The organism is Chitinophaga sancti, assembly GCF_034424315.1.
GTDB lineage: Bacteria > Bacteroidota > Bacteroidia > Chitinophagales > Chitinophagaceae > Chitinophaga > Chitinophaga sancti.
Genome location: NZ_CP139972.1, coordinates 6,431,451 through 6,455,356 on the forward strand (window position 1 = coordinate 6,431,451; position 23,906 = coordinate 6,455,356).

Below are 23,906 nucleotides of genomic sequence, written 5' to 3' on the forward strand. Positions count from 1 at the left end.
GTTTAAATGTCAAAAATAGGACTTCCCGCCATAATTAATAAAGAAGTAATGATGTTTTTATGCACTATACAAGAAGAATGATTATAATATCCATCACATTCGTCTGTGTAGGCCCTGTAATCAGTAGTCCGCCGGCATTTTGAAAAAATGGATAAGCATTCTGTTGATCCAGATGTTCCTGAGCATTCTTACCTACTTGCATAACCGTTGCATCGGCAATGGCGCCTGCAGCATCTGTAGGGCCATCAGTACCGTCAGTGCCTGCACTTAAAAAAGTAATGCCTTCCTGTCCGTTCAGTGCAATACCCGCTGCCAGTGCCAGTTGTTGGTTGCGACCTCCCAGTCCCTTGCCTGTCACTGTCACTGTGCTTTCTCCGCCGGCCAGCAGGCATGCGGGTCGTTTCCCTGTCCAGGCTTTTGCCTGATTTGCCAGTGAATGAGCAATTGCGATTGCATCGCCGGTTAGTGTGGATGTGAGAATGTGCGTATCATAACCCAGCTGGATCGCCTCGTTGGCCGCTGCTTCGAGGGCTATACGGTTTGTGCCTGCCAGGAAGGTGTAAGTATGTGCAAAACGAGGATGCCCCGGTTTGGGTGTCTCTGAGATACTGCCGGCACAACCTCTTTCCAGGTGTAAATAGATAGAGAGTGGCAGCAGATCGGTGAGCTGGTATTTTTCCACCACCGCCATTGCATCTGCAAATGTAGAGGGATCTGGTACAGTAGGTCCGGAACCTATTACATGCAGATCATCGCCAACTACATCACTGAGCACAATGGTGCAGAGTGCCTGTGTATTTGTGAGTAGTGCCAGTTGTCCGCCTTTGACACCGGAGAGGTGTTTACGTACAGTATTCATTTCGTGAATGTCTGCACCACTTTTTAACAGCAGGTCAAATACGGTTTGCATTTCCTGTAGTGTGGCCCCGGGAGGATGATCTGCCAGTAACGCAGATGTGCCGCCGGAAAGCAGGAAGAGTACGATATCATCTGCCTGTACACCGGTGATCATTTCGATCATCAGTAATGTAGCTGCTACACCGTTTTCATCCGGAATGGGATGACCTGCAGTAGCAAGGCGGATGTGTTGCAGGGGTAATTCATGTCCGTATTTGGTGATCACCAGGCCCTGAAGTTTGCAGTCGGGGAGCGCTGTTTCTACTGCCTGCGCCATGGCAGCTGCGGCTTTACCTGCGCCGAATACCCATATAGGTCTAGCAGCAGAACGTGGAAATGACTGGCCGCAAATAGTGATCGAATCCGCATCGTGTTGTATACATTGTTGTATTAACGTTGCCGGTTGTACGGCATTGACCGCGGAATTAAAGATAGAAATTGCATCAGTGTTCATCGTGAAAAAAAATAAGGATGCCTTGAAGCATCCTTATCCATTTTTATGTTATTGGGTACTGTAAGTAACTAGTTATTGTGTTTCTGTTGTTTCTTATCCATACGTGCTTCCATCCGTTCTTTCTTCTTCATTTCCCAGTCGTTCCATTTTTTATATTGCTCTGGTGTAAGTACTGTTTTGAAGCGTTGGCTACGTTCTTCATTCAGTGCTTTTGCCTGTTGCATTTTATCTTTCTTTGAGAGCGATGTATTACTTTTGATAGCATCCATACGACGTGTGATGTCGATGTTGATAGTATGAATATCTGCATCCTGCTTGCTGGTAAGATTCAGACGGCGATCCAGTTTATCGCTCATCCTGTCTGCCTTTTCTTCTGCAGTCCAGCGAACACGTTTACCAGTGCTGTCAACGGCGTGGTGATGCTTCTCCTGCGCCACACTATTTGCATGAACGCTTAAGAACAGGCACATCAGCAAACTACTTATGCAGATCATGTATTTTTTCATAAAAAAAGGAATTGATTCTTCTTGTTAAATATAGGTATTTACCGCAATATTAATACCAATCATATAAAATATAATGGGAACCAAAATTCATTTATTTATTTTAACAAATGAACAACGTTAAGCATCACCAACAGTAAGCGTCGATAATAATCCGATACCAAATCTAAACCGCTAAAAACCAATAGAAAAAGATGATTAAAACCCGTATCTCCCTTTCCTTCAAAAGAAAGGCCCGTACGATGACCGGGAAAAGGCTGGCCGGCGTATGCCTGTTATTAGGCTGCCTGTTTGCCGCTGGTCAGCTCCGGGCCCAGCAAACGTTTCCTGTGAATGGTGTTGCTGATCCGAGAGAAGGCTGTTATGCCTTTACCAAAGCCACCATTGTAAAGAGTGCCGGCAGCGTATTGACAAATGCAACTTTAGTGATCCGGAATGGACGCATTATCAGCGCAGGCACTGGCGCTATTCCTGCAGATGCAGTAGTAATAGACTGCTCCGGAAAGTTCATCTATCCCTCATTTATTGATGCCTACAGCGATTATGGCACACAGGCAGTGAAGAAAGGTAACGTAAGCCGCCGCGATGATCCTCAGTTCATCTCTGCTACAAAAGGAGCTTACGGCTGGAACCAGGCTATTAAAAGCGAAGTGAATGCGGCCGGTATTTTCACTACAGATGCAGCTACTGCCGCCAGCCTGCGTGAAGCTGGTTTTGGTACCGTATTGACCCATCAGCAGGATGGTATAGCCAGAGGTACCGGTGTATTGGTAACCCTCGCAGATGGCAGAGAAAATAAAGCCATCATTAAAGAAAAAGCAAGCGCACAGTATTCATTTGACAAAGGTAGTTCTACGCAAAATTATCCCGGCTCTCTGATGGGTGCTATTGCTTTGCTGCGCCAGACTTTCCTCGATGCACAGTGGTATCGTTCTCATCCCGAGAAAGAAGGTGTGAACCTGTCTTTGCAGGCATGGAATGATAACCAGTCACTGCCCCAGATCTTTGAAGTAGGTGATAAATGGGATGCGCTCAGAGCGGATAAAATCGGTGATGAGTTTGGGGTGCAATACATCATCAGAGGTGGTGGTAATGAATACCAGCGCATACCCGAAATGATTGCTTCTAAAGCAGCTTTTATACTCCCCGTTTCTTTTCCGCTGCCTATTGATGTGGAAGATGCGGAAGATGCACGCTTTGTAGCACTTAGTGATATGAAACACTGGGAAATGGCTCCTTCAGAACCTGGTGCCTTTGAAAAAGCAGGCATTCCTTTCTGCCTGACCGCAGATGGGTTGAAAGATGTGAAGCAGTTTCTGGCCGGAGTGCGCAAAGCCATTGAGTATGGCCTGAGCGAACAGAAAGCGCTGGATGCACTGACGCAGGCACCTGCTAAACTGCTGAAAGCAGAAGACCAGGTAGGAAGCCTGGATGCCGGTAAGCTGGCGAACTTCCTCATTACTTCCGGCAACATTTTCAATGAGAATACGGTGATTTATCAAAACTGGGTGCAGGGTAAGAAATATAGCATTAAAGATGATAACTGGAAAGATATAAGAGGTACCTATACACTGACTGTAAGCCCGGGCAATGCCAGCTATACCGTGTTGATAAAAGGTACTGCCAGCACACCTGCTTTGTCTTTACTGGCTGCTGATACAGTAGGTGGTTCTTTCAGTTTTAGCGGTGATCTGGTAAAGGTGGCTTTCCCGGTTAAGAAGGGGAGCGCACAGCTGCGCCTTACAGGTATTGCTGATGGCAACGGATGGAGTGGTACCGGTGTAGATACCAGCGGTAACAACATTCACTGGCAAGCCGTATTAAATAAAGCATTCGCAGCCACTGATTCTGCCAAAACAAAACCACAGGCATTCATTGGCAATAACTATTTTCCGTTCAACGGGTATGGTTGGGAAACCCTGCCTGCACAACAGGATCTGTTGATTAAGAATGCGACTGTCTGGACCGGTGAGCAGGATGGTAAACTGGAAAATACAGATGTACTTGTACGCAATGGTAAGATCGCACAGATCGGTAAAAATCTTGCTGCGGGCAGCGCAAAAGTGATCGATGGTACAGGCAAACACCTGACAGCGGGTATCATTGACGAACACTCTCACATCGCTATTTCCAGAGGTGTAAATGAAGGCACACAGTCAGTGACTGCTGAAGTACGGATCGCAGACGTGGTAAATCCTGACGATGTGAATATCTATCGTCAACTGAGCGGTGGGGTTACTGCATCACACCTGCTGCATGGTTCTGCAAATACGATCGGTGGCCAGTCACAGCTTATTAAACTGCGCTGGGGCGCGGATGCCGAAGCCATCAAGTTTGCAGGCGCTGATCCATTTATCAAGTTCGCACTGGGCGAAAACGTGAAGCAGTCCAACTGGGGAGACAGACAAAGAGAACGTTTTCCACAGACGCGTATGGGGGTAGAACAGTTATTGACAGATGCTTTTACCCGTGCCCTGGATTACGAAAAACAGGGAGCGGACAAGCGTAAAGACCTTGAATTGGAAACCCTGCTGGAAATCATTCACAGCAAGCGTTTCGTGACCTGTCACTCCTACGTACAGAGCGAGATCAATATGCTCATGCATGTAGCCGATTCCTTCCATTTCCATATCAACACATTCACACACATCCTGGAAGGTTACAAGGTGGCAGACAAGATGAAAGCACATGGCGCCGGTGCAGGTACTTTTGCTGACTGGTGGGCATATAAAATGGAAGTGCAGGATGCTATTCCCTACAATGCTACCATTATGCAACGTGTAGGTCTTACCGTAGCGATCAACTCTGACGATGCGGAAATGGCCCGCCGTCTGAACCAGGAAGCTGCCAAGAGCATAAAGTATGGTGATATGACCGAAGAGGAAGCACTGAAACTGGTGACACTGAATCCGGCCAGATTACTGCATGTAGCAGATAAAACCGGTAGTATCAAAACCGGCAAAGATGCTGACCTTGTACTCTGGAGTGATGATCCGCTGAGCATTTATGCAAAAGCAGACAAGACGATCGTAGATGGTATTGTATACTTTGACAGGGAGAAAGATAAGGAACTGCGTCAACGCATCAGTTCTGAGCGCAACCGACTGATCCGCAAGATGCTGGCGGAGAAAAAGAAAGGTACGCCTACTCAGAAAGCAGCACCTGCCGAAGAAGATAATTATCATTGCGAAGACCTGCAGGGAGGTCACCAGCATAGCTTGTTGGATGATGAAAATGGTAACAATTAAAACATTGATGGATGAAACACCTGATTCTATTATATATTTTTATCGCCGGCTCACTGCCAGCTATGGCGCAGGAAACGATTTATCCGGCAGGGAAACAGCAGGAAACCGTAGTACTGACCAATGCGACCATTCATGTGGGTAACGGGCAGGTCATTGAAAAAGGCGTACTGACCTTTACCAATGGCAAAATCACAGCTGTTGGCACCACAGCACCTGCCCAGGCAGCAGGCAAGGTCATTGATCTGCAGGGCAAACATGTATATCCGGGCATCATTGCGCCGGTAACTAACCTGGGTCTGACCGAAGTAGAGTCTGTAAGAGCTACCAATGACTTCAAGGAAGTAGGGGAAATTGATCCGTCAGTACGTGCACTGGTTGCCTATAATACAGATTCGAAAGTGATCAATACCATCCGTGCTAATGGTATTCTGCTGGCGCAGGTAACCCCGGAAGGGGGGATTATTTCCGGTTCTTCTTCAGTTGTACAGCTGGATGCCTGGAACTGGGAAGATGCTGCTTACCTTAAGGATGGCGCATTACACTTCTATATGCCCAGCCTCCTGCCTCCCCCGGCACCGCCAAAGGACAGGCCGGCTTCACCTAATAACAAGATCAAAGATGCTACTGAGAAGATTGACCAGGTAAGGGCTTTCTTCAGAGAAGCAAAAGTATACCTGGCACAGGGCAGGCATGCAGAAACGAACCTGAAATTTGAAGCGGTACGTCGCCTTTTCTCTAAAGATGAAAAGCTGTTCGTGCATTGTGATATTGTGAAGGAAATGCTGGTGGCGGTGGACTTTGCCAAAGAGTTCGGCTTTGATGTAGTGATCGTAGGCGGAACAGATGCCTGGCGCATAGCAGCGATGCTGAAGCAGGCTAATATTGCAGTCGTGCTGAAACAACCACATTCCCTGCCGCTTATGCAGGACGATGATGTAGACCAGCCTTATAAACTGGCATATCAGTTACAGCAGGCAGGCGTATTGTTCTGCCTGAGCAATGAGGGATTCTGGCAGCAGCGTAACCTGCCTTTTGAAGCAGGTACGGCGAGTGCGTATGGTTTAAGTAAGGAAGAAGCACTGAGTGCTGTGACCATTAATGCGGCTAAGATCCTTGGAATTGATAAGGTAACCGGCACCCTGGAGACGGGAAAGGATGCGAATATTACAATCAGTACCGGTGATATTATGGATATGCGTTCGAGCGTAATTACGCAGGCATTTATCCAGGGAAGGGAAATTAGCCTGGATAATAAACATAAACAGTTGTACGAAAGATATAAGTTTAAGTACGGTTTAAAATAGATGCTGTTTGCAGATCTGCATAAAAAATCGCTTTTGCCGCCGGGCAAAAGCGATTTTTGTATAGGCTGGTACGATTTTTACTGCTATCTGCTTATAACTCATATATATGGGAGCAATTATGAAAAGAGATGACGCCATCAAAAAGGTCACGGAAATGATCAATGATGTAGGCGTATGCATGCTCACGAATATCGATGAGCATGGCCAGGTTATATCGCGACCTATGGCGACTGCGGATGTGGATAAGGACGGAAATGTGTGGTTTTTCAGCAACGAGTACTCGGGGAAAGTCACCCAGATTTCCGAGAACAATGAGCTGAACCTCATTTATGCACATCCCGGCCACAATACGTATCTGAATATTTTCGGTATCGGCAGCATCGTTATCGACAAGGAAAAAATGAAACAACTCTGGACGCCAGCGGTAAAAGCATGGTTCCCGGACGGGATTGATGATCCTAAACTCTGCCTGTTAAAAATAGATACCAAACAGGCCTGGTACTGGGATAACTCCTCCAGTAAAATGATCATCTTCTTCAACATGCTGACAGCAATTATCAGGGGAAAGCAATTCCAGGACGGAGAATCCGGAGAATTAGACCTGGACTAAGGGAACAAAACGTAAACGGCCTTCATTAGCCAACATTTTACAGAGATATAAACCAGTGGTCAGACTTAAGATTGTCCGACCACCGGGAATTTTTTATTTAGCAATAACCAGGTAGTAGTTCTTTTTCCCTTTCTGGAACAGGATATACTTACCGGCCAGGAGGAGAGAGCTGTCTACTACTGCAGCCAGGTCTTCCACTTTCTTTTTATTAATGCTTACGCCACCGCCCTGGAGCATTTTGCGGGCTTCTCCTTTACTTGGGAAGATGCCTTTTTCTGCGGCAAAGGTGATCACGTCTTTGTTTTCCTGCAGTTCAGCCAGGGTAGTTTCTACCTGTGGTACACCATTCATGACATCCAGCAGTTGCTCTTCAGTCAGTGATTGCAGTATTTCGGCCGTATCGTTGCGGAACAGCAGTTCAGAAGCCTGAAGTGCAAACTCGTAGTCCTTTTCACTGTGGATAAAGGTGGTTACTTCTTTTGCCAGTCTCTTCTGCAACAGACGTTGTTCAGGTTTTTCCCTGTGCTGTGCGATCAGTTCTTCTACTTCTGCCTTTTCCAGCAGGGTGAAGATCTTAATATAGTTCTCCGCATCTTCATCAGTTGCTTTCAGCCAGAACTGATAGAATTGATAGGGAGACGTCAGGCGGGCATCCAGCCATACGTTACCTCCTTCGGATTTACCGAATTTGGTACCGTCAGACTTTTTCATCAGCGGGCAGGTGAAGGCATATGCCTCACCATTGGCTTTACGTCTTACCAGTTCGGTACCGGTTACGATATTGCCCCACTGGTCAGAACCGCCCATTTGCAGTTTACAGTTCTTAGCAGTATACAGGTGGAAAAAGTCATATCCCTGAATCAGCTGGTAAGAAAACTCAGTGAATGACATGCCACTATCGCCTTCGATTCTTCTTTTTACAGAATCTTTGGCCATCATATAGTTGACAGTAATGTGCTTACCTACGTCACGGATGAAATCCAGGAAGCTGATGTTCTGAAACCAGTCGAAGTTATTGACCATTTCAGCAGCATTAGGTTTGGAAGGATCAAAGTCCAGGAATTTCTCCAGCTGGGCTTTAATACCTGCCTGGTTATGTCTGAGTGTATCCAGATCGAGCATTTTCCTTTCGGCAGCCTTAAAAGAAGGATCACCCACCATACCGGTGGCACCGCCTACCAGCGCCAGTGGCTTGTGGCCAGCCCTCTGCAGGTGTACCAGCAGCAGGATGGGAACCAGGCTACCTACGTGCAGCGAATCTGCTGTAGGATCGAAGCCCACATAGGCTGTGGTCATCTCTTTCTGTAGTTGTTCCTCTGTGCCGGGCATAATATCCTGCAACATTCCCCGCCATCTTAATTCTTCTATCAGGTTCATGATTTATTGGGATAATTTTTGCAAACCTAAGAAATTAACCAGAAATTAGGCAGTCGCAAACGGGATTGCTTTTACCCTGAAACCCGGAACTAAGGGAATTTCGTACATTCATGTGATAAAATAATAGCATATATCTCGCAGTATGAAGAAAAAAATGTTTTTTGCTGCGCCGCTGGTACTGGCGGCTCAGTTATTATATGGCCAGCAACAGGATTGTAAGAGTTACTATTTTCTGCAAAACAAGGCTGAAGTGGAAATGAGTATCTATGACGGGAATGGAAAGCTGGTGGCTCAGAATATCGAGAAGGTATTGAACGTCAACAGAACGGCAAATGTAATTAGCTCAAATTTCTCTACTACCCTGAAAGATGAGAATGGTAAGGAGCTTTCTACCGGAAATGGTAAGTTTAAATGTACCGGCTCTGAAATACTACTGGATATGCAAATGGCTATGCCAAACATTCCACAGTTGCAGAATATGAAGATGGAAGCAGGGAGTGATGAGATCTTTATTTCTTATCCTTCTACTATGAAAGAAGGCCAGGCATTGCCTGGCGGGCAAAAGGAAATGAGTGGGAACATGAATGGTATGGAAATCAACATGACCCTGAAGATAAGCGATCGCAAAGTAGTGGGTAAGGAAAAGATCACGACTCCAGCTGGCACCTGGGAATGCTTTAAGATCGGCTATAAGCTGGGCTTTTCTGTGCAGATGATGGGAACTAATTTCCCAATGGACCTGGATGTAAATGTGACGGAATGGTTTGCCCCGGGCTTTGGGATTGTGAAGACGGATACGGAGCGGCAAGGTTCAGTGTTGGGCAGCATGAAGATTACTGCATTTAAAAAATAGAAGATCAATTAGTTAACAGGTGTTTCTATAATCGTTCTATAAGCTTTCTATAATGCTTGTATAGCATGACAAGTGCGCTTCGTCTGTGCTTGTATAAGTAAAAAGCCCTTCGCAATCGCGAAGGGCTTTTTAAGTTTTATAGATGTTTCAGGCAGACTGCCAGACTCTCTTTCCAATAAGGCACTTCGATACCGAATGTTTCCTTGATCTTTTGTTTGTTGAAAACGCTGTAAGCGGGGCGTTTGGCCAGAGTAGGATACTTGTCGGAAGTAACCGGCTGAATATTACAGCTCAGTCCACTCATATCCCGGATTGCGATCGCAAAGTCGTACCAGCTCAGTACCCCTTCATTGCTGTAATGGTATACACCACCCAGCGTACCCGGCGCATCGATTGCTTTGCTCAGTACTGACAGCAGCACCTGCGCCAGATCTACTGCATAGGTAGGCGTACCTGCCTGGTCAAATACCACGTTCAGGCTATCCTTTTCCTGCATCAGCTCGCGCATACGCTTTACGAAGTTTACTCCATACTGGCTGTATAACCATGCGGTGCGGATCACGATGGTATCGGTATTGATGCCCAGTGCAGTGGCTTCACCACGGAGTTTTGAACTGCCGTAAATGCTTTGTGCATCTGTATCATCTTCTTCTGTATAAGGGGTGTTTTTTTTACCGTCAAATACATAGTCTGTAGAGATCTGAATGAACCTTGCATTGTTTGCCTGGCAAGCATTAGCCAGGTGCATTACCGCTTCGAAGTTGAGTTTGAATGCCAGTTCTTCTTCCGATTCAGCTTTATCTACTGCTGTATAGGCAGCACAGTTGATGCAGGCATGAATTTCCTGCTCAGAGAAAAATGCGTTTACTGCTTCTTCGTTTGTTATATCCAGCTCTGTATAGTCTGTATATAAAAAACTGAAGGCTGGATAATCTCCTGCTATTTGCTTCAAAGCCTGTCCTAGTTGCCCATTGGCACCGGTGATCAGCACTGTCTTCATATTATTCAGTGGGTTTAGTATATACAAAATTGTGTGTACAATTGGCCAGTGTAGGCAGTATCTGGTCTTTGTCGGACACGATAGCCTCGCTCAGGTCTATCTGCCAGTCGATTTTCAGGACTGGATCATTGTAGATGATACCGCCTTCGCTGGCTTTGTGATAGAAGTTGTCTACTTTATACATGACCTCTGCTGTTGGACTCAGCACTACATAGCCGTGGGCAAAGCCTTTTGGCACCAGCAATTGCAGTTTATTTTCGGCAGAGAGTTCGATAGAAAAAGACTGGCCATAGGTTGGGGAACCGGTACGGATGTCAACCACCACATCCAGGATCTTACCTTCCAGTGCCCTGATCAATTTGGTTTGTGCATAAGGTTCCAGCTGATAATGCAAACCGCGCAATACCCCATAAGTAGAACGGGCCTGGTTGTCCTGAATGAATTTCAGATCAAGACCGGCATCCTGAAATACGCGTTCTGAATAACTTTCAAAGAAATAGCCGCGATTATCATGATGCACCTTAGGCTCATAAACCAGCAGATCGGGAATAGGTGTGGTAGTAAATGGCATGTTGTATTATCTTTTCTGGTATTGATCACTGTAATAGTCCTGGTAAGCACCGCTGGTGACGTGTTCCAGCCATTCTTCGTTGGCCAGGTACCATTCCACGGTCTTTTCCAGTCCTTCTTCAAACTGAAGGGAAGGATACCAACCCAGTTCTTTGTTCAGTTTAGTTGCGTCAATAGCGTAGCGAAGGTCATGGCCGGCGCGGTCTTTCACAAAAGTGATCAGGCTTGCGGATGTACCGGGTGCACGGCCCAGTTTCTTGTCCATGATGATACAGAGCAGGTTAATGAGGTCAATATTTTTCCACTCATTGAAACCACCAATGTTGTATGTTTCACCGATCCTGCCCTTGTGGTAGATAGTATCGATCGCACGGGCGTGGTCTTCTACGAAAAGCCAGTCGCGTACGTTCTCACCTTTACCATATACAGGTACGGGCTTATTATTCTTGATATTGTGAATAGCCAGGGGAATCAGCTTCTCAGGGAAATGGTTGGAACCATAGTTGTTTGAGCAGTTGGAGATCACTACAGGCAGGTGATATGTGTGATACCATGCCATCACAAAGTGGTCGGAGCTGGCTTTGGAGGCAGAGTAAGGAGAGCGGGGATCGTAGGATGTTTCTTCGGTAAAGAAACCTTCCTGGCCCAGGCTACCATATACTTCATCTGTTGAGATGTGATAGAAGCGCTTGCCTTCATAATTATCTTTCCAGTATTTTCTGGCGGTATTCAGCAGGGTTGCTGTACCCATTACGTTGGTCTTAATGAATGCCAGCGGGTCCATGATGGACCTGTCTACATGGCTCTCGGCGGCCAGATGTATTACACCATCAAATTTATAATCCCTGAATAACTCATCCATAAAAGCTTCATCGGTAATATCGCCCTTTACAAAAGTGTAGTTGGGTTTATCCTTGATATCATTCAGGTTTTCCAGGTTACCGGCGTAGGTGAGTGCATCAAGATTGACGATCTTATACTGTGGATAATTATTGACAAATAATCTCACAACATGAGATCCAATAAACCCAGCACCGCCGGTGATTAAGATGGTATGGTCCATATAATAAAATATTACGGGTTACAAATTACGAATAACGATTGTAAAACTACCTCATTAGAATACAATCGTACATCCGCAGTCTGTAACCCGCGTAGCGTTATTTATTTGTTAAGAGCTTCTTTGAAGTATTCGTACGTGATACGCAGACCTTCTTTTCTGTCAACCTTAGGAGACCAGCCCAGTATCTCCTGTGCCTTTGTGATGTCCGGTTTACGTTGTTTCGGATCATCTTTGGGTAGCGGCTGGTACACGATCTTTTGACTGGTACCAGTGAGTGTGATGATTTCTTCCGCGAATTCTTTCAGGGTAATCTCTGCCGGATTTCCGATGTTTACCGGTAAGTGATAATCAGACAGGAGTAGGCGGTAAATGCCTTCCACCAGGTCATCTACATAGCAGAAAGAACGGGTCTGAGAACCATCTCCGAATACGGTCAGATCCTGCCCGGTCAATGCCTGGCTCATGAATGCCGGTAATGCACGGCCGTCATTGAGTCGCATTCTCGGACCATAAGTATTGAAAATTCGGATAATGCGTGTTTCCACACCATGAAAATTGTGATAAGCCATGGTGATGGATTCCATGAAGCGTTTTGCCTCATCATATACACCACGTGGACCTATTGGATTCACGTTACCCCAGTATTCTTCTGTCTGTGGGTGCACCAGTGGGTCACCATACACTTCGGAAGTAGAGGCTACCAGTATCCTGGCTTTTTTCTCCTTGGCAAGGCCCAGCAGGTTGTGGGTACCGAGGGAACTTACTTTCAGGGTCTGGATCGGCATCTTCAGGTAGTCAATCGGGCTTGCAGGGGAGGCGAAGTGCAGGATATAATCCAGCGGGCCTGATACGTGCACGAATTTGCTTACATCATGATGGTAGTATTCGAACTCTGGTAATGGGAACAGGTGTTCGATGTTCTTGATATTACCAGTGATGAGGTTATCCATTCCGACTACCAGAAAACCTTCTTTTATGAAACGGTCACACAGGTGTGAGCCCAGGAAACCTGCGGCACCAGTGATCAGAATTCTTTTTTTATTCATAAACTATTTTGGTTGAATGTTAAATGCTGGCAGCTGAGCGGCCTACGCTCTCATAATGAAAGCCCAGTTCCTGCATTCTCGCTACGTCAAACAGGTTACGACCGTCAAATATAAGTGCGTTATTCAGGCTTGACTTGATTTTTTCGAAGTCAGGTGTTCTGAATACGCTCCATTCTGTGGCTATCACCAATGCATCGGCATTGTTTAAGCAATCGTACTGATGGCTGGCGTAGGAAACTTTGTCTCCCAGCAGTCTTTTTACATTCTCCATAGCTTCAGGATCATGTACCGTTACAGTGGCGCCTGCGGCTACGAGTGCATCTATGATATACAAAGCGGGTGCTTCGCGGATATCATCGGTGTTTGGCTTGAAAGCCAGTCCCCAGAGTGCAAAGTGTTTGCCTTTCAGGTCGTTGTTAAAGTATGCTTTGATCTTTGGCAGCAGGAACAGTTTCTGTTTTTCGTTCACGTCCATTACTGCGTTCAGGATCCTGAATTCATAATCAGCATCTTCTGATGATTTAACCAGAGCCTGTACATCCTTAGGGAAGCAGCTGCCGCCGTAACCGATGCCAGGGAACAGGAAACGTTTACCGATACGATCGTCACTACCTACACCACGGCGTACCATGTCTACGTCGGCACCCAGCTTTTCGCAAAGGATGGCGATTTCGTTCATGAAAGAGATTTTGGTAGCGAGGAAGGAGTTGGCAGCATACTTGGTCAGTTCTGCTGATTTTTCATCCATGAACAGGATGGGATTACCCTGGCGAACGAATGGCCCGAACAGGTCGCCCATTACTTTGCGGGCTCTTTCTGAGCGGGTACCTATTACCACGCGGTCAGGTTTCATGAAGTCATCGACAGCAACACCTTCGCGCAGGAATTCCGGGTTAGACACTACATCGAATTCGCATTTGCAATTCTTAGCAATAGTTGCCTGTACTTTTTCGGCAGTGCCTACCGGTACAGTACTTTTGTCTACAATCACCTTGTAGTCAGTAATGATGCTACCCAGTTGTTCAGCTACATTCAGAATGTAAGAAAGGTCTGCAGAGCCATCTTCACCTGGAGGGGTCGGGAGTGCAAGAAAGATCACTTCAGCATCTTTCACACCGGCTGCCAGGTCAGTAGTGAACTGCAGGCGGTTTTCCTTGAGGTTACGTTCGAATAATTTTTCAAGTCCGGGCTCGTAAATAGTAATTTTTCCGCCGGACAACTTACTCACCTTAGCGGCATCGATGTCTACACATGTAACATCGTTGCCGGTTTCAGCGAAGCAAGTACCGGTCACTAAACCTACGTACCCGGTGCCTACTACTGTAATTTTCATTTGGAGGTTTGATTTAAAAATGAAAGAACGGAGTGAATAATGTAATTCAATTGGTCTGCATCCATTTCGGTGTGGATCGGTAAGGAGATCACTTTGGATGTCAGAGAGTCTGTAATAGGCAGGTTAAAATTAGCGCCGCCAAAATTGGCAAACATCTTTTGCTTGTGAGCCGGTACGGGATAATAAATCATGGCAGGCACATGTTGCTCTGCTAAATATTGTTGTAATGCAAGGCGATCAGCACCTTCAAGTTGCAAGGTATATTGGTGAAATACATGGTAGCTGTTTGCCGCACGGTAAGGAACTGTGATCTTAGGATGGTTGGCAAATGCTGCATCATAGGCATCGGCTACTGCACGACGAGCCTTGATGTATTCGTCCAGCAGCGGGAGTTTGATGTTCAATACCACAGCCTGCAGTGTGTCCAGGCGGGAATTGATACCCACCATATCATGATAATAACGGGCAGACTGGCCATGGTTAGCGATCATTTTGATCTTTGCAGCCAGGGCATCATCGTTGGTGAACAGGGCACCACCATCACCGTAGCAACCCAGGTTTTTGGAAGGGAAGAAGGAAGTACAGCCTATATGACCGATAGTTCCGGTTTTCTTCACAGTACCGTCAGCAAAGGTGTAAGTACCACCGATTGCCTGGGCATTATCTTCAATAACAGGGATATTATGCTTGCGGGAAAGTGCCATGATAGGTTCCATGTCAGCACTATGGCCATATAGGTTCACGGGAACGATGGCTTTGGTCTTTGGCGTAATCGCTTTTTCCACAGCTACCGGATCCAGGCAGAAGGTTTTAGGATCTACGTCAACGAAAACTGGTTTCAGCTGCAGGAGGGCAATCACCTCAGCGGTTGCTATAAATGTAAAGGAAGGAGTAATAACTTCATCGCCAGGTTGCAGGTCCAGGGCCATGATGGCGATCTGTAATGCATCAGTTCCGTTGGCACATGGAATTACGTGCTTCACTCCAAGATAATCTTGCAGGGCCGAAGTAAATTTCTGTACTGGCGCACCATTAATATAAGCTGCACTTTCTAAAACTTCCGCCATAGCAGCGTCTACCTGCGGTTTAATCTTGTTGTATTGGCGTTTGAGATCCACCATTTGAATCGGTACCATGTCTGGGATAGATATTTGTTTAAAGTGAGCAAATTTACAAATTTTGACATAGGAAGGGCAGTATCTTTGCCCCTATTAAAAAATTCAGTATAAGTAAGTCATCAGGATGCTGGGAAACGCCATATATAATATAGGAATAAGATCATACCGGGCCGGGGTTGGGTTGGCCGCAGCCACCGGCAATGCCAAGGCTAAACTTTGGATAGACGGCCGTCGCCATTGGCGGGAGCGGATGAAGGAACAGCTGAAAGGTGCCGGCCCCCTCCTTTGGGTGCATGCGGCTTCTTTGGGAGAGTTTGAACAGGGCAGACCTGTGGTGGAAGCTATCCGCGCCCGGTACCCCCATTGCCGTATCCTGCTTACGTTCTATTCTCCTTCTGGCTATGAGGTGCGTAAAAACTACCAGGGAGCTGATTACGTGTATTATCTCCCGTTGGACACCCCCGGAAATGCACGTGACTTCCTGGATATTGTATGCCCGGACCTGGTGATCTTTATTAAGTATGAGTTCTGGTATCATTTCCTCACGGCTTTGTCCAAAAGGCAGATCCCGGTCTTACTGATTTCTGGTATTTTTAGGCCTAAGCAGTTATTTTTCAAGCCTTATGGAGGTATGTTCAGGCGCCTGCTCCGGCAGTTTGACTGGATTTTTGTGCAAAACCAGGAATCGCTGGACCTGATTCGGCAACTGGGCATTGAAAAGGCGAGCCTGGCGGGGGATACCCGTTTTGACAGGGTATTTGCGCTACTGCAGGAAGCAGTGGAACTACCGGGTATTGACTCCTTTGTTAATGGCCGCAAGGCCGTGATAGCGGGTAGTACCTGGGAAGCCGATGAGCAGGTGTTGGCAGACTGGTGGAAGGCAAATGCCAAACCGGATCGCTGCCTGATACTGGCTCCTCACGAAATTCACGAATCACATATTAAACAGGTGCAGTCATTATTCCCTGGGGCTCTCCGCTATTCTGCAGACGGGCAGGGGGATGTACTCATTATTGATAATATCGGGTTGTTGTCCCTATTGTACCGGTATGCCCGCGTGACTTTTATTGGTGGGGGCTTTGGAAAAGACGGTATCCACAATATACTGGAACCGGCTACTTATAGTAAACCGGTGGTATTTGGCCCTGTATTCCATAAATATCCGGAAGCTGCTGCATTATTAATCGCAGGCGGTGGTGTGACCATTGCCGATGCCAATTCATTGACAACAGTAATGGAGTCCTTACTGGAAGACGATGCCTCCTGCATAAAAACCGGCAATGCTGCCGGCCGTTTTGTGGCGGAGCACAAGGGTGCTACCGGGAAAATTCTGGCTTATATTCAGGAAAAACGTTTTTTCACCAAGGCATAAAACTGGCGAACGACGCGGTTATCATCTACCCAACCCTGTCTGATTTTCAACTCTCTTTCTATCCAATATTCTGCATCCTGAATGGAATGCATCTCATTGATGGTCTTGATGGAGCGCTCGTAAGAGTCTACGTCGCCACGGAAGAGTTCCTGGATGAACTGGAATTTGTCATTGATACCGATGGCCTGGCGCAGGTCTTTGACCGGCATATCGTTGAAGCGATCACCAATCTCTGACTGACTTTGGCGGAGGCGATCGTTCAGGGAAGGTATATTTTGTGCTACTTTCTGATTCAGTTCTTTCAGCTCGGAGTGGATGCCATTGGTTTCATGCGTTTCAGGTTTTTCGGGCCTGATGGCGCTGACTACGGGCTGCCTGGCATCACCAAAGAGGTGAATGAATACGGGTTGTTTATCCTCTTCTTTGGGAGCCGGCGTTGGTTCCGGCGCTGGAGTGGCTATTGGCGGCTGGTAGGCTGCCGGTGGTTCCGTAGGAGTAAGCGGTGAATGGTAGCCTGCTGCTGGCGTTACTGGCGGCAGGGAGCTGGTCGCTGGCTCGATTGGAGGTACTGGTACTGGCGGCTGATAGGCTGGAGCCTGTTCTGGTGCCGGTGTGCGATAGGCTTTCAGCGCATCCTGCTCAGAAACCGGAGAACGGTATGCTTTCAGCGTTTCGGGTGTAGGAGCTGCTGATTGATAGGCTTTCAGTGACTCATGTACCGGAATTGGCGCTGGTGTTTTTTCCGCATCGGGTTGGATTACATTTGGTGCAGGTGGCTGATAAGTTATTTCCGGAGTTTTTTCCCGGGCTGGAGGCTCGGGAGTTTTCTCTGGCGTAGCTGGTGCCTGATATTCATCTGCAACAGGTTGATTTACAATCAGTGCAGGTTCGATAATACCTACCGGCTCAGGTGCTGGTGGTTCAGGGTGTTTATATTCTGGAACTGGTATTGATTCAGATGCTGTAAATTGCGGGGCGGTTATGTTACCATTGGAATCTACTGTAAGTTCCGTTTCAGCTAAGGGAGCTCCCGGTAAAATCACAGCTATATGACTCTGCCTGCGTTGTATTTCTCTCTCCCGTTCTCTTTCGAGGCCACGGGCGTGAAGAATCTCCGCCTGCAATAATTGCACATAATATGATATGGACTGCAGGGTCGCCCCGGTCGTCTTTAATTCCTGTAACTTGTCAATTAATGCACTTATTTTTTCCATAATCGCAAAAAAAAATAATTTAATGCAAAATGCGTTCCATGCGTTAATTGTTAACGTAGTCTGGGAGAAATTATTTTATTTGCATGAAGTTATACCATTTTAATTAACTGTAAATCAAAATAGTATATTATGTTTATTGAACCTTCTCTTGCAGGAGGGCGAAGGGGTTGGATAGAAGTGATCTGTGGCTCAATGTTTTCTGGAAAAACGGAGGAGTTGATCAGGAGATTAAAAAGGGCCCGCATTGCCAATTTAAAAGTTGAAATATTTAAGCCTGTAATTGATACCCGCTACGACATACAACATATTGTTTCTCACGATGAAAGCCGGATAAACAGCACCCCTCTTGAGAACTCTCAGCAGATTCTGTTGCTTGCTCAGGACGTGGATGTCGTGGGCATCGATGAGGCGCAGTTCTTTGATGGAGAACTGCCACAGGTGTGTGACCAACTGGCATTGCGTGGTATTCGCGTAATTGTGGCAGGTCTTGACATGGATTACCTGGGCAAACCATTTGGGCAGATGCCATTTTTGCTGGCCAAAGCAGATTACATTACCAAGCTGCACGCCATTTGTGTGAAGTGTGGCAACATAGCCAATTATTCCTACCGGAAATCAGCCGATAAGCATACCGTATTATTAGGAGAAACTGATCTGTACGAGCCCAGGTGCAGGCATTGTTATTACGAAGAGTAGTCTGCAGACTACTCTATCGCCTTTACCTTAAAGGTGAATTTTTTCTGTGTCAGATAGCTGAAGATGACTACAAAGCAGGTGGTCAGGATCTTGGCAGGGGTTGGGTAGAAGCCCAGCACATCTACAAATAACTTCATGAACCCATAATTTAGCAGCAGGCAGGTACCTACCAGGATGAAATAGCGGATGAGCTGTATCCTGCCTTTCAGGTTGGACTCAGAGAATACGATGTATTTACTGAGGAGGAAACCTGTAGGGAAAGTAATCGCGAGCGCCATAAATAAGGCTGCGATGTGTGCCTGGATAGTGATAAAAGGTAGAATTACATCTTGTTCTTTCAGAATGAAGTGGAAGCTGATGAAATATAAACATATATCCAGGGCCGTATTACCACCACCACAGGCAAGGTAGCGGAAGGTCTGAAAGGGCATCATTTTGGCAAATGGGCGGTAGAAAAACGAAATAACTAATAGAATAAACCGTCTCATAAAAAAAATATACAATAACAAAACTAGTACGTTTTACCGTTACTGTATCGCGCTTTAGAATTATCTTAACAATTTAGTAGTCTTCAATAGAATGGATGAGATGGTCCGGGCATACCGTTAGCGGCGTGTTTTCCACCTGCCTGCGGCCTGGTTTACAGGTTGCTGTTTTGCCTTTCTGTGTTCTTCCTGCCATACCTGTACGGCCAGCAAGGCAGCGGCCCTGGCAGCATCTGGGGAAGGACTTTCCAATGATTGTGGTGTGAAATACTTTCCTATAAAATTAGTGTCGAACTGTCCGCTGATGAATGCAGGTTGTTGCAAAGCCCAGCTGCCAAATGATAAGGTGGTCTGTATCCCTTTTACCTGGTATTCGGCAATCGCGCGCAGCAATCTTTCCCTGGCTTCCTCCCTGTTAGTTCCCCAGGCAATAAGTTTGGCAATCATTGGGTCATAATATATAGGTATATCCATGCCCGCTTCATACCCGTCATCTACCCTGATGCCATAACCCTGGGGGCGTACGTAGGTTTCAAGGGTGCCAGTATCCGGCAGGAAATTGCTGGCAGGGTCTTCTGCACAGATCCTTAACTCAATCGCATGACCATTTATTGTCAGGTTTTCCTGTGAAAAGGTTAATTTCTCTCCCCTGGCTACCCTGATCTGTTCTTTAACGAGGTCCAGTCCTGTGATCAGTTCTGTAACCGGGTGTTCTACCTGCAGGCGGGTATTCATCTCCAGGAAATAGAAGTTCAGCTGCTCATCTACCAGGAATTCGACAGTGCCAGCACTATAATAATTACAGGCTTTGGCTACGTCCAGGGCACATTTGCCCATAGCGGAGCGTATGTCAGGGGTGAGGCAGGAGGCGGGGGCTTCTTCTATCAATTTCTGGTGGCGGCGTTGTATAGAGCATTCACGTTCAAATAGATATACGTAATTTCCATGCTGGTCACCCAGGATCTGTATTTCGATGTGGCGGGGAGCACCTACATATTTTTCAATGAATACGGCATCATCGCCAAAGGCACTCATCGCTTCGCTTTTGGCCAGGCGGATCTGCTCTTCCAGTTCTGATGCAGCGTTTACTACCCGCATCCCTTTGCCGCCACCGCCGGCAGACGCTTTGATGAGAATAGGGAAGCCGGTTCTTTTCACAATTTCCTGTGCTTCTTCGAGGCTGCGAAGCGGTGTTTCGGTACCAGGTACCATGGGCACGCCGAATTTTTGAGCGGCTTGTTTTGCGGCCAGTTTGCTACCCATCATTTCAATGGCGTAGGCACTGGGGCCAATGAAAGTAATACCGGCAGTGGTTACTGCTTCTGCAAAGTGCGCGTTCTCGCTCAGGAATCCATAGCCAGGATGAATGGCATCTGCACCGGATTGTTTGGCTGCTGCTATGATCCTGTCGATTTGCAGGTAGGATTGGCTGGAAGGAGCCTGGCCTATACAAATAGCTTCGTCTGCATATTGTACAAAGGGCATGGTCCGGTCAGCTTCAGAATACACCGCCACAGTGGCAATGCCCATTTCCCGTGCAGATCGCATGATTCGTAGTGCGATTTCGCCGCGATTGGCTACCAGTATTTTTTTCATAAAAGCGAATATAAGGTATCTTTGCCCCCTCATGAAATCGACCGCATTCCATCAAACGATTACCCTGGTGAAAAAAGACATATTACTGGAATTACGTCAGAAATATGCGCTTTATGGGGTACTGCTGTATATCATTTCTACCGTATTTGTCATTAACCTGATGATAGGCAAGCCGGAAGAAAAGACATGGAATGCCCTTTTCTGGGTGGTACAGTTATTTGTATCAGTCAATGCGATTGCCAAAAGCTTTCTGCAGGAGAACCGGGGCCGGCTATTGTATTTTTACTCCCTGGTTCATCCACGTAACTTTATCATTGCCAAGTTGATATATAATATCCTGCTCATGGCAATTATGAGTGTGATCACCCTGGTCTGTTGTATCCTTTTCATGGGCAACCCGATTGTGAATTTCCCTTATTTTGTTGGCGTAATCATGCTGGGTGGCCTCAGCCTTTCCCTGCTTTTTACCATGCTGGCGGCTATTGCTGCTCAGGCCAATCAAAATGCAGCGCTTATGGCTATCATGGGATTTCCTATCATTTTACCCCTGCTGACGATGTTGTCGAATATAGCCCGTTCTTCCTTCAATATTGTATTTCAACCTGGTCTGCCCAAGATGTTCCTGATGCTGGGAGCTATGGATATACTCATTGTAGGCTTATCGCTTATTCTGTTCCCTTTTTTATGGAAGGATTAGAATTTTGTTGTAGGTTTGCCTCTCATTTAGTCCGATAAAACAATGGCAAAGCACTGGTGGAAAGCTTTAGCGGTAATACTTCTCATATACACTATAATTGCAGGGTTTACAATTGATATACCTATTATAGGTACTAATCAGCAATCATCCCGGGGACTCTTTTTCCACGTACCGATGTGGATGTGCATGTATACCATGTTCAGCATTTCAGTAGCCAATTCCCTGCTCTATCTCACTAAATACGACTTAAAGAGAGATGCCCTTGCTGGCGCTGCCGGCAGTGTAGGCGTGTTCTTTGGTATACTGGGCTTTTGTACCGGTACACTGTGGGCAACCTATACCTGGGGCGGAACAATTACAGGCGACGCCAAACAACAGCTTACTGCTGTTGCTTTGTTGATCTATATGGCTTATCTGGTACTGCGCATGTCCATTCCGGATATCGATAAGCGTGCACGTATCTCCGCAGTGTTTAACATTTTCGCATTTGCTTTGTTGATTCCCTTAACATATATCATTCCACGAATGGTGGATTCTCTTCACCCTGGAGCTGCCGGCTCTCCTACATTTGCCTCAAAAGATACTGATGGCGGTATGAAAGCGGTGCTCTATCCTGCATTTATTGGCTGGGTATTGCTAAGTGTCTGGATCTATACCCTCGTGGTGCGCTACAAAAAACTAGAGTTAAAAAATATTTTTAAATGATTAACAAAGCGATTTCTTTCTGCTGTACCTGTTTGTTATTGTTAGTTTCCCTGCTGACTTTTGGACAAGAGCCGGCATCGCAACAACAGAATACAGAGACTGGACCGGTAAATGAATTTTTTCGTAGCAATGGCAAGATATATGTGGTAGTAGGAGTCCTGCTGATCATCTTTACAGGCATTGTGATCTTTTTAGTTCGCCTGGATCGGAAGATCAGTAAGCTGGAGCGTAGGGAACGTGCTGATACCCTCTAAGACTTTATTAAGTCCAACTACATATTTATACCAAAACAGTTTTTTTTATGGCGCAAGAACAGCAAATAAGCTTTTTTCAGAACGTTGAGAAAAGCTTTGACAAAGCCGCAGGTTTCACGAAATGGGAGAAGGGCATTCTCGAGCAAATTAAAGCTTGTAATGCCGTTTACCGTATGAAATTCCCCGTACGCGTAGGTGACAAGATTGAAGTAATCGAAGCCTATCGTGTACAGCACTCTCACCACAAACTTCCTTGTAAAGGTGGTATCCGCTTTAGTGAAGAAGTGAACCAGGATGAGGTAATGGCCCTTGCCTCCCTGATGACTTACAAATGTGCCATCGTAAACGTGCCCTTCGGTGGGGCGAAAGGTGGTATCAAAATCAACCCCCGCAATTATTCTCCATTCCAGCTGGAAAACATTACCCGTCGTTATACTGCTGAACTGGTAAAGAAAAACTTTATCGGTCCTGGTATAGATGTACCCGCTCCTGATTATGGAACTGGTGAAAGGGAAATGAGTTGGATCCTGGATACTTATATGAGCCTTCGCCCAGGCGAAATCGATGGCTATGGTTGTGTAACTGGTAAGCCGATTTCACAGGGGGGCGTAAGAGGCCGTAAGGAAGCCACCGGTCTCGGTGTGTTCTATGGTCTGCAGGAATTATGTAATATCAAGGAAGATATGAAGAAGGTTGGTCTGGAGCCTGGTCTTATTGGCAAAAGAGTGATCGTACAGGGCTTGGGTAACGTAGGTTACCATGCTGCTAAATATTTCCATGAAGCAGGTTCTATCATCGTAGGTCTGATCGAATACGATGGTGCGATCTACAATGAAAAGGGATTGGATCCTGACAAAGTATTGAAACACAGGACAGAAACCGGTTCAATTGTCAACTTCCCGGGTGCACAAACCCTGGCGAAAAATACAGATGGTCTGGAAATGGATTGTGATATCCTGATCCCTGCCGCACTGGAAAATGTGATTCACAAAGGCAATGCTGCCAATATCAAGGCCCGCATTATCGGTGAAGCTGCGAATGGTCCTATTACACCAGAAGCAGATGACATCCTGAACAAGAAAGGCGTGATCGTAGTGCCTGATATGTTCCTGAATGCCGGTGGTGTGACGGTGTCATACTTCGAGTGGCTCAAGAACCTCAGTCATGTGCGTTATGGCCGCCTGGGCAAACGCTTCGATGAGAATATGAACATCCACATCCTGGGTGTGATCGAAGACCTGACAGGTAAGAGCGTGTCAGAGAGAGAAAGAAAGTTCATTGCACACGGTGCGGATGAAGTAGATCTGGTGTATTCCGGCCTGGAAGAAACCATGCATGCTGCTTTGCATGAAGTGCGTGAGATCATGGTGAATCATCCTGATGTACATGATATGCGTACCGCTGCTTATATCTGTGCAATTGACAAGGTAGGCGCTGCTTACGAACAATTGGGTATTTTCCCTTGATGGGTGATGATATTTACAGAAAGGACGTACTCTTGTGGGTACGTC

22 protein-coding genes are annotated in these 23,906 nt (G+C 46.4%); 10 read left to right on the forward strand and 12 right to left on the reverse strand.

The annotated features are described in order from the left end of the window. Positions 1–64: 64 nt before the first annotated feature. Complete coding sequence (locus U0033_RS25210; protein ID WP_072360428.1) at positions 65–1,351, reverse strand: glycerate kinase type-2 family protein; 1,287 nt, start codon at positions 1,349–1,351, stop codon at positions 65–67. 68 nt (positions 1,352–1,419) lie between these two features. Further along, positions 1,420–1,857: a hypothetical protein gene (locus U0033_RS25215; protein ID WP_072360430.1), complete on the reverse strand. Its 438-nt coding sequence runs from the start codon at positions 1,855–1,857 to the stop codon at positions 1,420–1,422. A gap of 191 nt (positions 1,858–2,048) precedes the next feature. Between U0033_RS25215 and U0033_RS25220 the strand changes: the two genes are divergently transcribed. From U0033_RS25220 to U0033_RS25230, 3 genes are all read left to right on the forward strand, one after another. Continuing rightward, a complete protein-coding gene (locus tag U0033_RS25220) occupies positions 2,049–5,102 on the forward strand; it encodes an amidohydrolase family protein (RefSeq protein WP_245801761.1) in 3,054 nt (1,017 codons plus the stop codon). Between the two features lie 11 nt (positions 5,103–5,113). Then, positions 5,114–6,406, forward strand: a complete 1,293-nt coding sequence (locus tag U0033_RS25225; RefSeq protein WP_072360432.1) for an amidohydrolase family protein — start codon at positions 5,114–5,116, stop codon at positions 6,404–6,406. Between the two features lie 118 nt (positions 6,407–6,524). Continuing rightward, positions 6,525–7,016, forward strand: coding sequence for a pyridoxamine 5'-phosphate oxidase family protein (locus U0033_RS25230; protein WP_072360885.1), 492 nt, complete (start codon positions 6,525–6,527; stop codon positions 7,014–7,016). Between the two features lie 93 nt (positions 7,017–7,109). Here the strand turns inward: U0033_RS25230 and tyrS are convergent, their stop codons facing one another. Then, positions 7,110–8,393, reverse strand: coding sequence for a tyrosine--tRNA ligase (gene tyrS / locus U0033_RS25235; protein ID WP_072360433.1), 1,284 nt, complete (start codon positions 8,391–8,393; stop codon positions 7,110–7,112). A gap of 142 nt (positions 8,394–8,535) precedes the next feature. Here tyrS and U0033_RS25240 point away from each other — a divergent pair, with 142 nt between their 5' ends. After that, positions 8,536–9,246: a TapB family protein gene (locus U0033_RS25240; protein WP_072360435.1), complete on the forward strand. Its 711-nt coding sequence runs from the start codon at positions 8,536–8,538 to the stop codon at positions 9,244–9,246. A 136-nt stretch (positions 9,247–9,382) separates the two neighbouring features. On the opposite strand, the gene rfbD is transcribed toward U0033_RS25240, so the two are convergent. The 6 genes from rfbD to U0033_RS25270 form a co-directional block, all read right to left on the reverse strand. Further along, positions 9,383–10,246: a dTDP-4-dehydrorhamnose reductase gene (gene rfbD / locus U0033_RS25245; protein WP_072360437.1), complete on the reverse strand. Its 864-nt coding sequence runs from the start codon at positions 10,244–10,246 to the stop codon at positions 9,383–9,385. A gap of 1 nt (position 10,247) precedes the next feature. After that, positions 10,248–10,817, reverse strand: a complete 570-nt coding sequence (gene rfbC, locus U0033_RS25250; protein WP_072360439.1) for a dTDP-4-dehydrorhamnose 3,5-epimerase — start codon at positions 10,815–10,817, stop codon at positions 10,248–10,250. A gap of 6 nt (positions 10,818–10,823) precedes the next feature. Further along, a complete protein-coding gene (gene rfbB / locus U0033_RS25255; protein WP_072360441.1) occupies positions 10,824–11,879 on the reverse strand; it encodes a dTDP-glucose 4,6-dehydratase in 1,056 nt (351 codons plus the stop codon). Between the two features lie 101 nt (positions 11,880–11,980). Next, on the reverse strand, positions 11,981–12,925 hold the full coding sequence (locus U0033_RS25260) for a UDP-glucuronic acid decarboxylase family protein (RefSeq protein WP_072360443.1): 945 nt from the start codon (positions 12,923–12,925) through the stop codon (positions 11,981–11,983). A 19-nt stretch (positions 12,926–12,944) separates the two neighbouring features. Beyond that, positions 12,945–14,258, reverse strand: coding sequence for a UDP-glucose dehydrogenase family protein (locus U0033_RS25265; protein ID WP_072360445.1), 1,314 nt, complete (start codon positions 14,256–14,258; stop codon positions 12,945–12,947). Further along, entirely contained in the window at positions 14,255–15,394 is a 1,140-nt protein-coding gene (locus tag U0033_RS25270) for a DegT/DnrJ/EryC1/StrS family aminotransferase (RefSeq protein WP_072360447.1), read from the reverse strand. The genes U0033_RS25265 and U0033_RS25270 overlap by 4 nt, the downstream gene beginning before the upstream one ends. Before the next feature lie 163 nt (positions 15,395–15,557). Between U0033_RS25270 and U0033_RS25275 the strand changes: the two genes are divergently transcribed. Then, on the forward strand, positions 15,558–16,748 hold the full coding sequence (locus U0033_RS25275) for a 3-deoxy-D-manno-octulosonic acid transferase (RefSeq protein ID WP_177318593.1): 1,191 nt from the start codon (positions 15,558–15,560) through the stop codon (positions 16,746–16,748). Here U0033_RS25275 and U0033_RS25280 read toward each other — a convergent pair. Further along, positions 16,718–17,962, reverse strand: a complete 1,245-nt coding sequence (locus U0033_RS25280) for a hypothetical protein (RefSeq protein WP_072360451.1) — start codon at positions 17,960–17,962, stop codon at positions 16,718–16,720. The two genes, U0033_RS25275 and U0033_RS25280, sit on opposite strands and share 31 nt — an antisense overlap. 129 nt (positions 17,963–18,091) lie before the next feature. On the opposite strand from U0033_RS25280, the gene U0033_RS25285 reads away from it, so the two are divergent. Then, positions 18,092–18,658 carry a thymidine kinase gene (locus U0033_RS25285; RefSeq protein ID WP_072360453.1) on the forward strand — a complete coding sequence of 189 codons (567 nt, stop codon included), beginning with the start codon at positions 18,092–18,094 and terminating at the stop codon, positions 18,656–18,658. 8 nt (positions 18,659–18,666) lie between these two features. Here the strand turns inward: U0033_RS25285 and U0033_RS25290 are convergent, their stop codons facing one another. Both U0033_RS25290 and accC read right to left on the reverse strand, forming a co-directional pair. After that, a complete protein-coding gene (locus U0033_RS25290) occupies positions 18,667–19,146 on the reverse strand; it encodes a GtrA family protein (RefSeq protein WP_072360455.1) in 480 nt (159 codons plus the stop codon). Between the two features lie 117 nt (positions 19,147–19,263). Further along, positions 19,264–20,739, reverse strand: coding sequence for an acetyl-CoA carboxylase biotin carboxylase subunit (gene accC / locus U0033_RS25295; protein WP_072360887.1), 1,476 nt, complete (start codon positions 20,737–20,739; stop codon positions 19,264–19,266). A gap of 31 nt (positions 20,740–20,770) precedes the next feature. On the opposite strand from accC, the gene U0033_RS25300 reads away from it, so the two are divergent. The 4 genes from U0033_RS25300 to U0033_RS25315 are packed head-to-tail and all read left to right on the forward strand — an operon-like array spanning position 20,771 to position 23,861. After that, a complete protein-coding gene (locus tag U0033_RS25300; protein ID WP_083571517.1) occupies positions 20,771–21,436 on the forward strand; it encodes a heme exporter protein CcmB in 666 nt (221 codons plus the stop codon). A 42-nt stretch (positions 21,437–21,478) separates the two neighbouring features. Then, positions 21,479–22,141 carry a cytochrome c biogenesis protein CcsA gene (ccsA, locus tag U0033_RS25305; protein ID WP_072360457.1) on the forward strand — a complete coding sequence of 221 codons (663 nt, stop codon included), beginning with the start codon at positions 21,479–21,481 and terminating at the stop codon, positions 22,139–22,141. Continuing rightward, positions 22,138–22,395 carry a CcmD family protein gene (locus U0033_RS25310; RefSeq protein ID WP_072360459.1) on the forward strand — a complete coding sequence of 86 codons (258 nt, stop codon included), beginning with the start codon at positions 22,138–22,140 and terminating at the stop codon, positions 22,393–22,395. The genes ccsA and U0033_RS25310 overlap by 4 nt, the downstream gene beginning before the upstream one ends. 47 nt (positions 22,396–22,442) lie before the next feature. Continuing rightward, the gene (locus U0033_RS25315) at positions 22,443–23,861 is read left to right on the forward strand and encodes a Glu/Leu/Phe/Val family dehydrogenase (protein ID WP_072360461.1); all 1,419 of its coding nucleotides are present in this window, start codon (positions 22,443–22,445) and stop codon (positions 23,859–23,861) included. The last annotated feature ends 45 nt before the right edge of the window (positions 23,862–23,906 follow it).

Coding starts and splice junctions, on each gene's coding strand:
- U0033_RS25210 (WP_072360428.1), bottom strand. CDS start 1,351: ATGAACACTGATGCAATTTCTATCTTTAATTCCGCGGTCAATGCCGTA.
- U0033_RS25215 (WP_072360430.1), bottom strand. CDS start 1,857: ATGAAAAAATACATGATCTGCATAAGTAGTTTGCTGATGTGCCTGTTC.
- U0033_RS25220 (WP_245801761.1), top strand. CDS start 2,049: ATGATTAAAACCCGTATCTCCCTTTCCTTCAAAAGAAAGGCCCGTACG.
- U0033_RS25225 (WP_072360432.1), top strand. CDS start 5,114: ATGAAACACCTGATTCTATTATATATTTTTATCGCCGGCTCACTGCCA.
- U0033_RS25230 (WP_072360885.1), top strand. CDS start 6,525: ATGAAAAGAGATGACGCCATCAAAAAGGTCACGGAAATGATCAATGAT.
- tyrS (WP_072360433.1), bottom strand. CDS start 8,393: ATGAACCTGATAGAAGAATTAAGATGGCGGGGAATGTTGCAGGATATT.
- U0033_RS25240 (WP_072360435.1), top strand. CDS start 8,536: ATGAAGAAAAAAATGTTTTTTGCTGCGCCGCTGGTACTGGCGGCTCAG.
- rfbD (WP_072360437.1), bottom strand. CDS start 10,246: ATGAAGACAGTGCTGATCACCGGTGCCAATGGGCAACTAGGACAGGCT.
- rfbC (WP_072360439.1), bottom strand. CDS start 10,817: ATGCCATTTACTACCACACCTATTCCCGATCTGCTGGTTTATGAGCCT.
- rfbB (WP_072360441.1), bottom strand. CDS start 11,879: ATGGACCATACCATCTTAATCACCGGCGGTGCTGGGTTTATTGGATCT.
- U0033_RS25260 (WP_072360443.1), bottom strand. CDS start 12,925: ATGAATAAAAAAAGAATTCTGATCACTGGTGCCGCAGGTTTCCTGGGC.
- U0033_RS25265 (WP_072360445.1), bottom strand. CDS start 14,258: ATGAAAATTACAGTAGTAGGCACCGGGTACGTAGGTTTAGTGACCGGT.
- U0033_RS25270 (WP_072360447.1), bottom strand. CDS start 15,394: ATGGTACCGATTCAAATGGTGGATCTCAAACGCCAATACAACAAGATT.
- U0033_RS25280 (WP_072360451.1), bottom strand. CDS start 17,962: ATGGAAAAAATAAGTGCATTAATTGACAAGTTACAGGAATTAAAGACG.
- U0033_RS25285 (WP_072360453.1), top strand. CDS start 18,092: ATGTTTATTGAACCTTCTCTTGCAGGAGGGCGAAGGGGTTGGATAGAA.
- U0033_RS25290 (WP_072360455.1), bottom strand. CDS start 19,146: ATGAGACGGTTTATTCTATTAGTTATTTCGTTTTTCTACCGCCCATTT.
- accC (WP_072360887.1), bottom strand. CDS start 20,739: ATGAAAAAAATACTGGTAGCCAATCGCGGCGAAATCGCACTACGAATC.
- U0033_RS25300 (WP_083571517.1), top strand. CDS start 20,771: ATGAAATCGACCGCATTCCATCAAACGATTACCCTGGTGAAAAAAGAC.
- ccsA (WP_072360457.1), top strand. CDS start 21,479: ATGGCAAAGCACTGGTGGAAAGCTTTAGCGGTAATACTTCTCATATAC.
- U0033_RS25310 (WP_072360459.1), top strand. CDS start 22,138: ATGATTAACAAAGCGATTTCTTTCTGCTGTACCTGTTTGTTATTGTTA.
- U0033_RS25315 (WP_072360461.1), top strand. CDS start 22,443: ATGGCGCAAGAACAGCAAATAAGCTTTTTTCAGAACGTTGAGAAAAGC.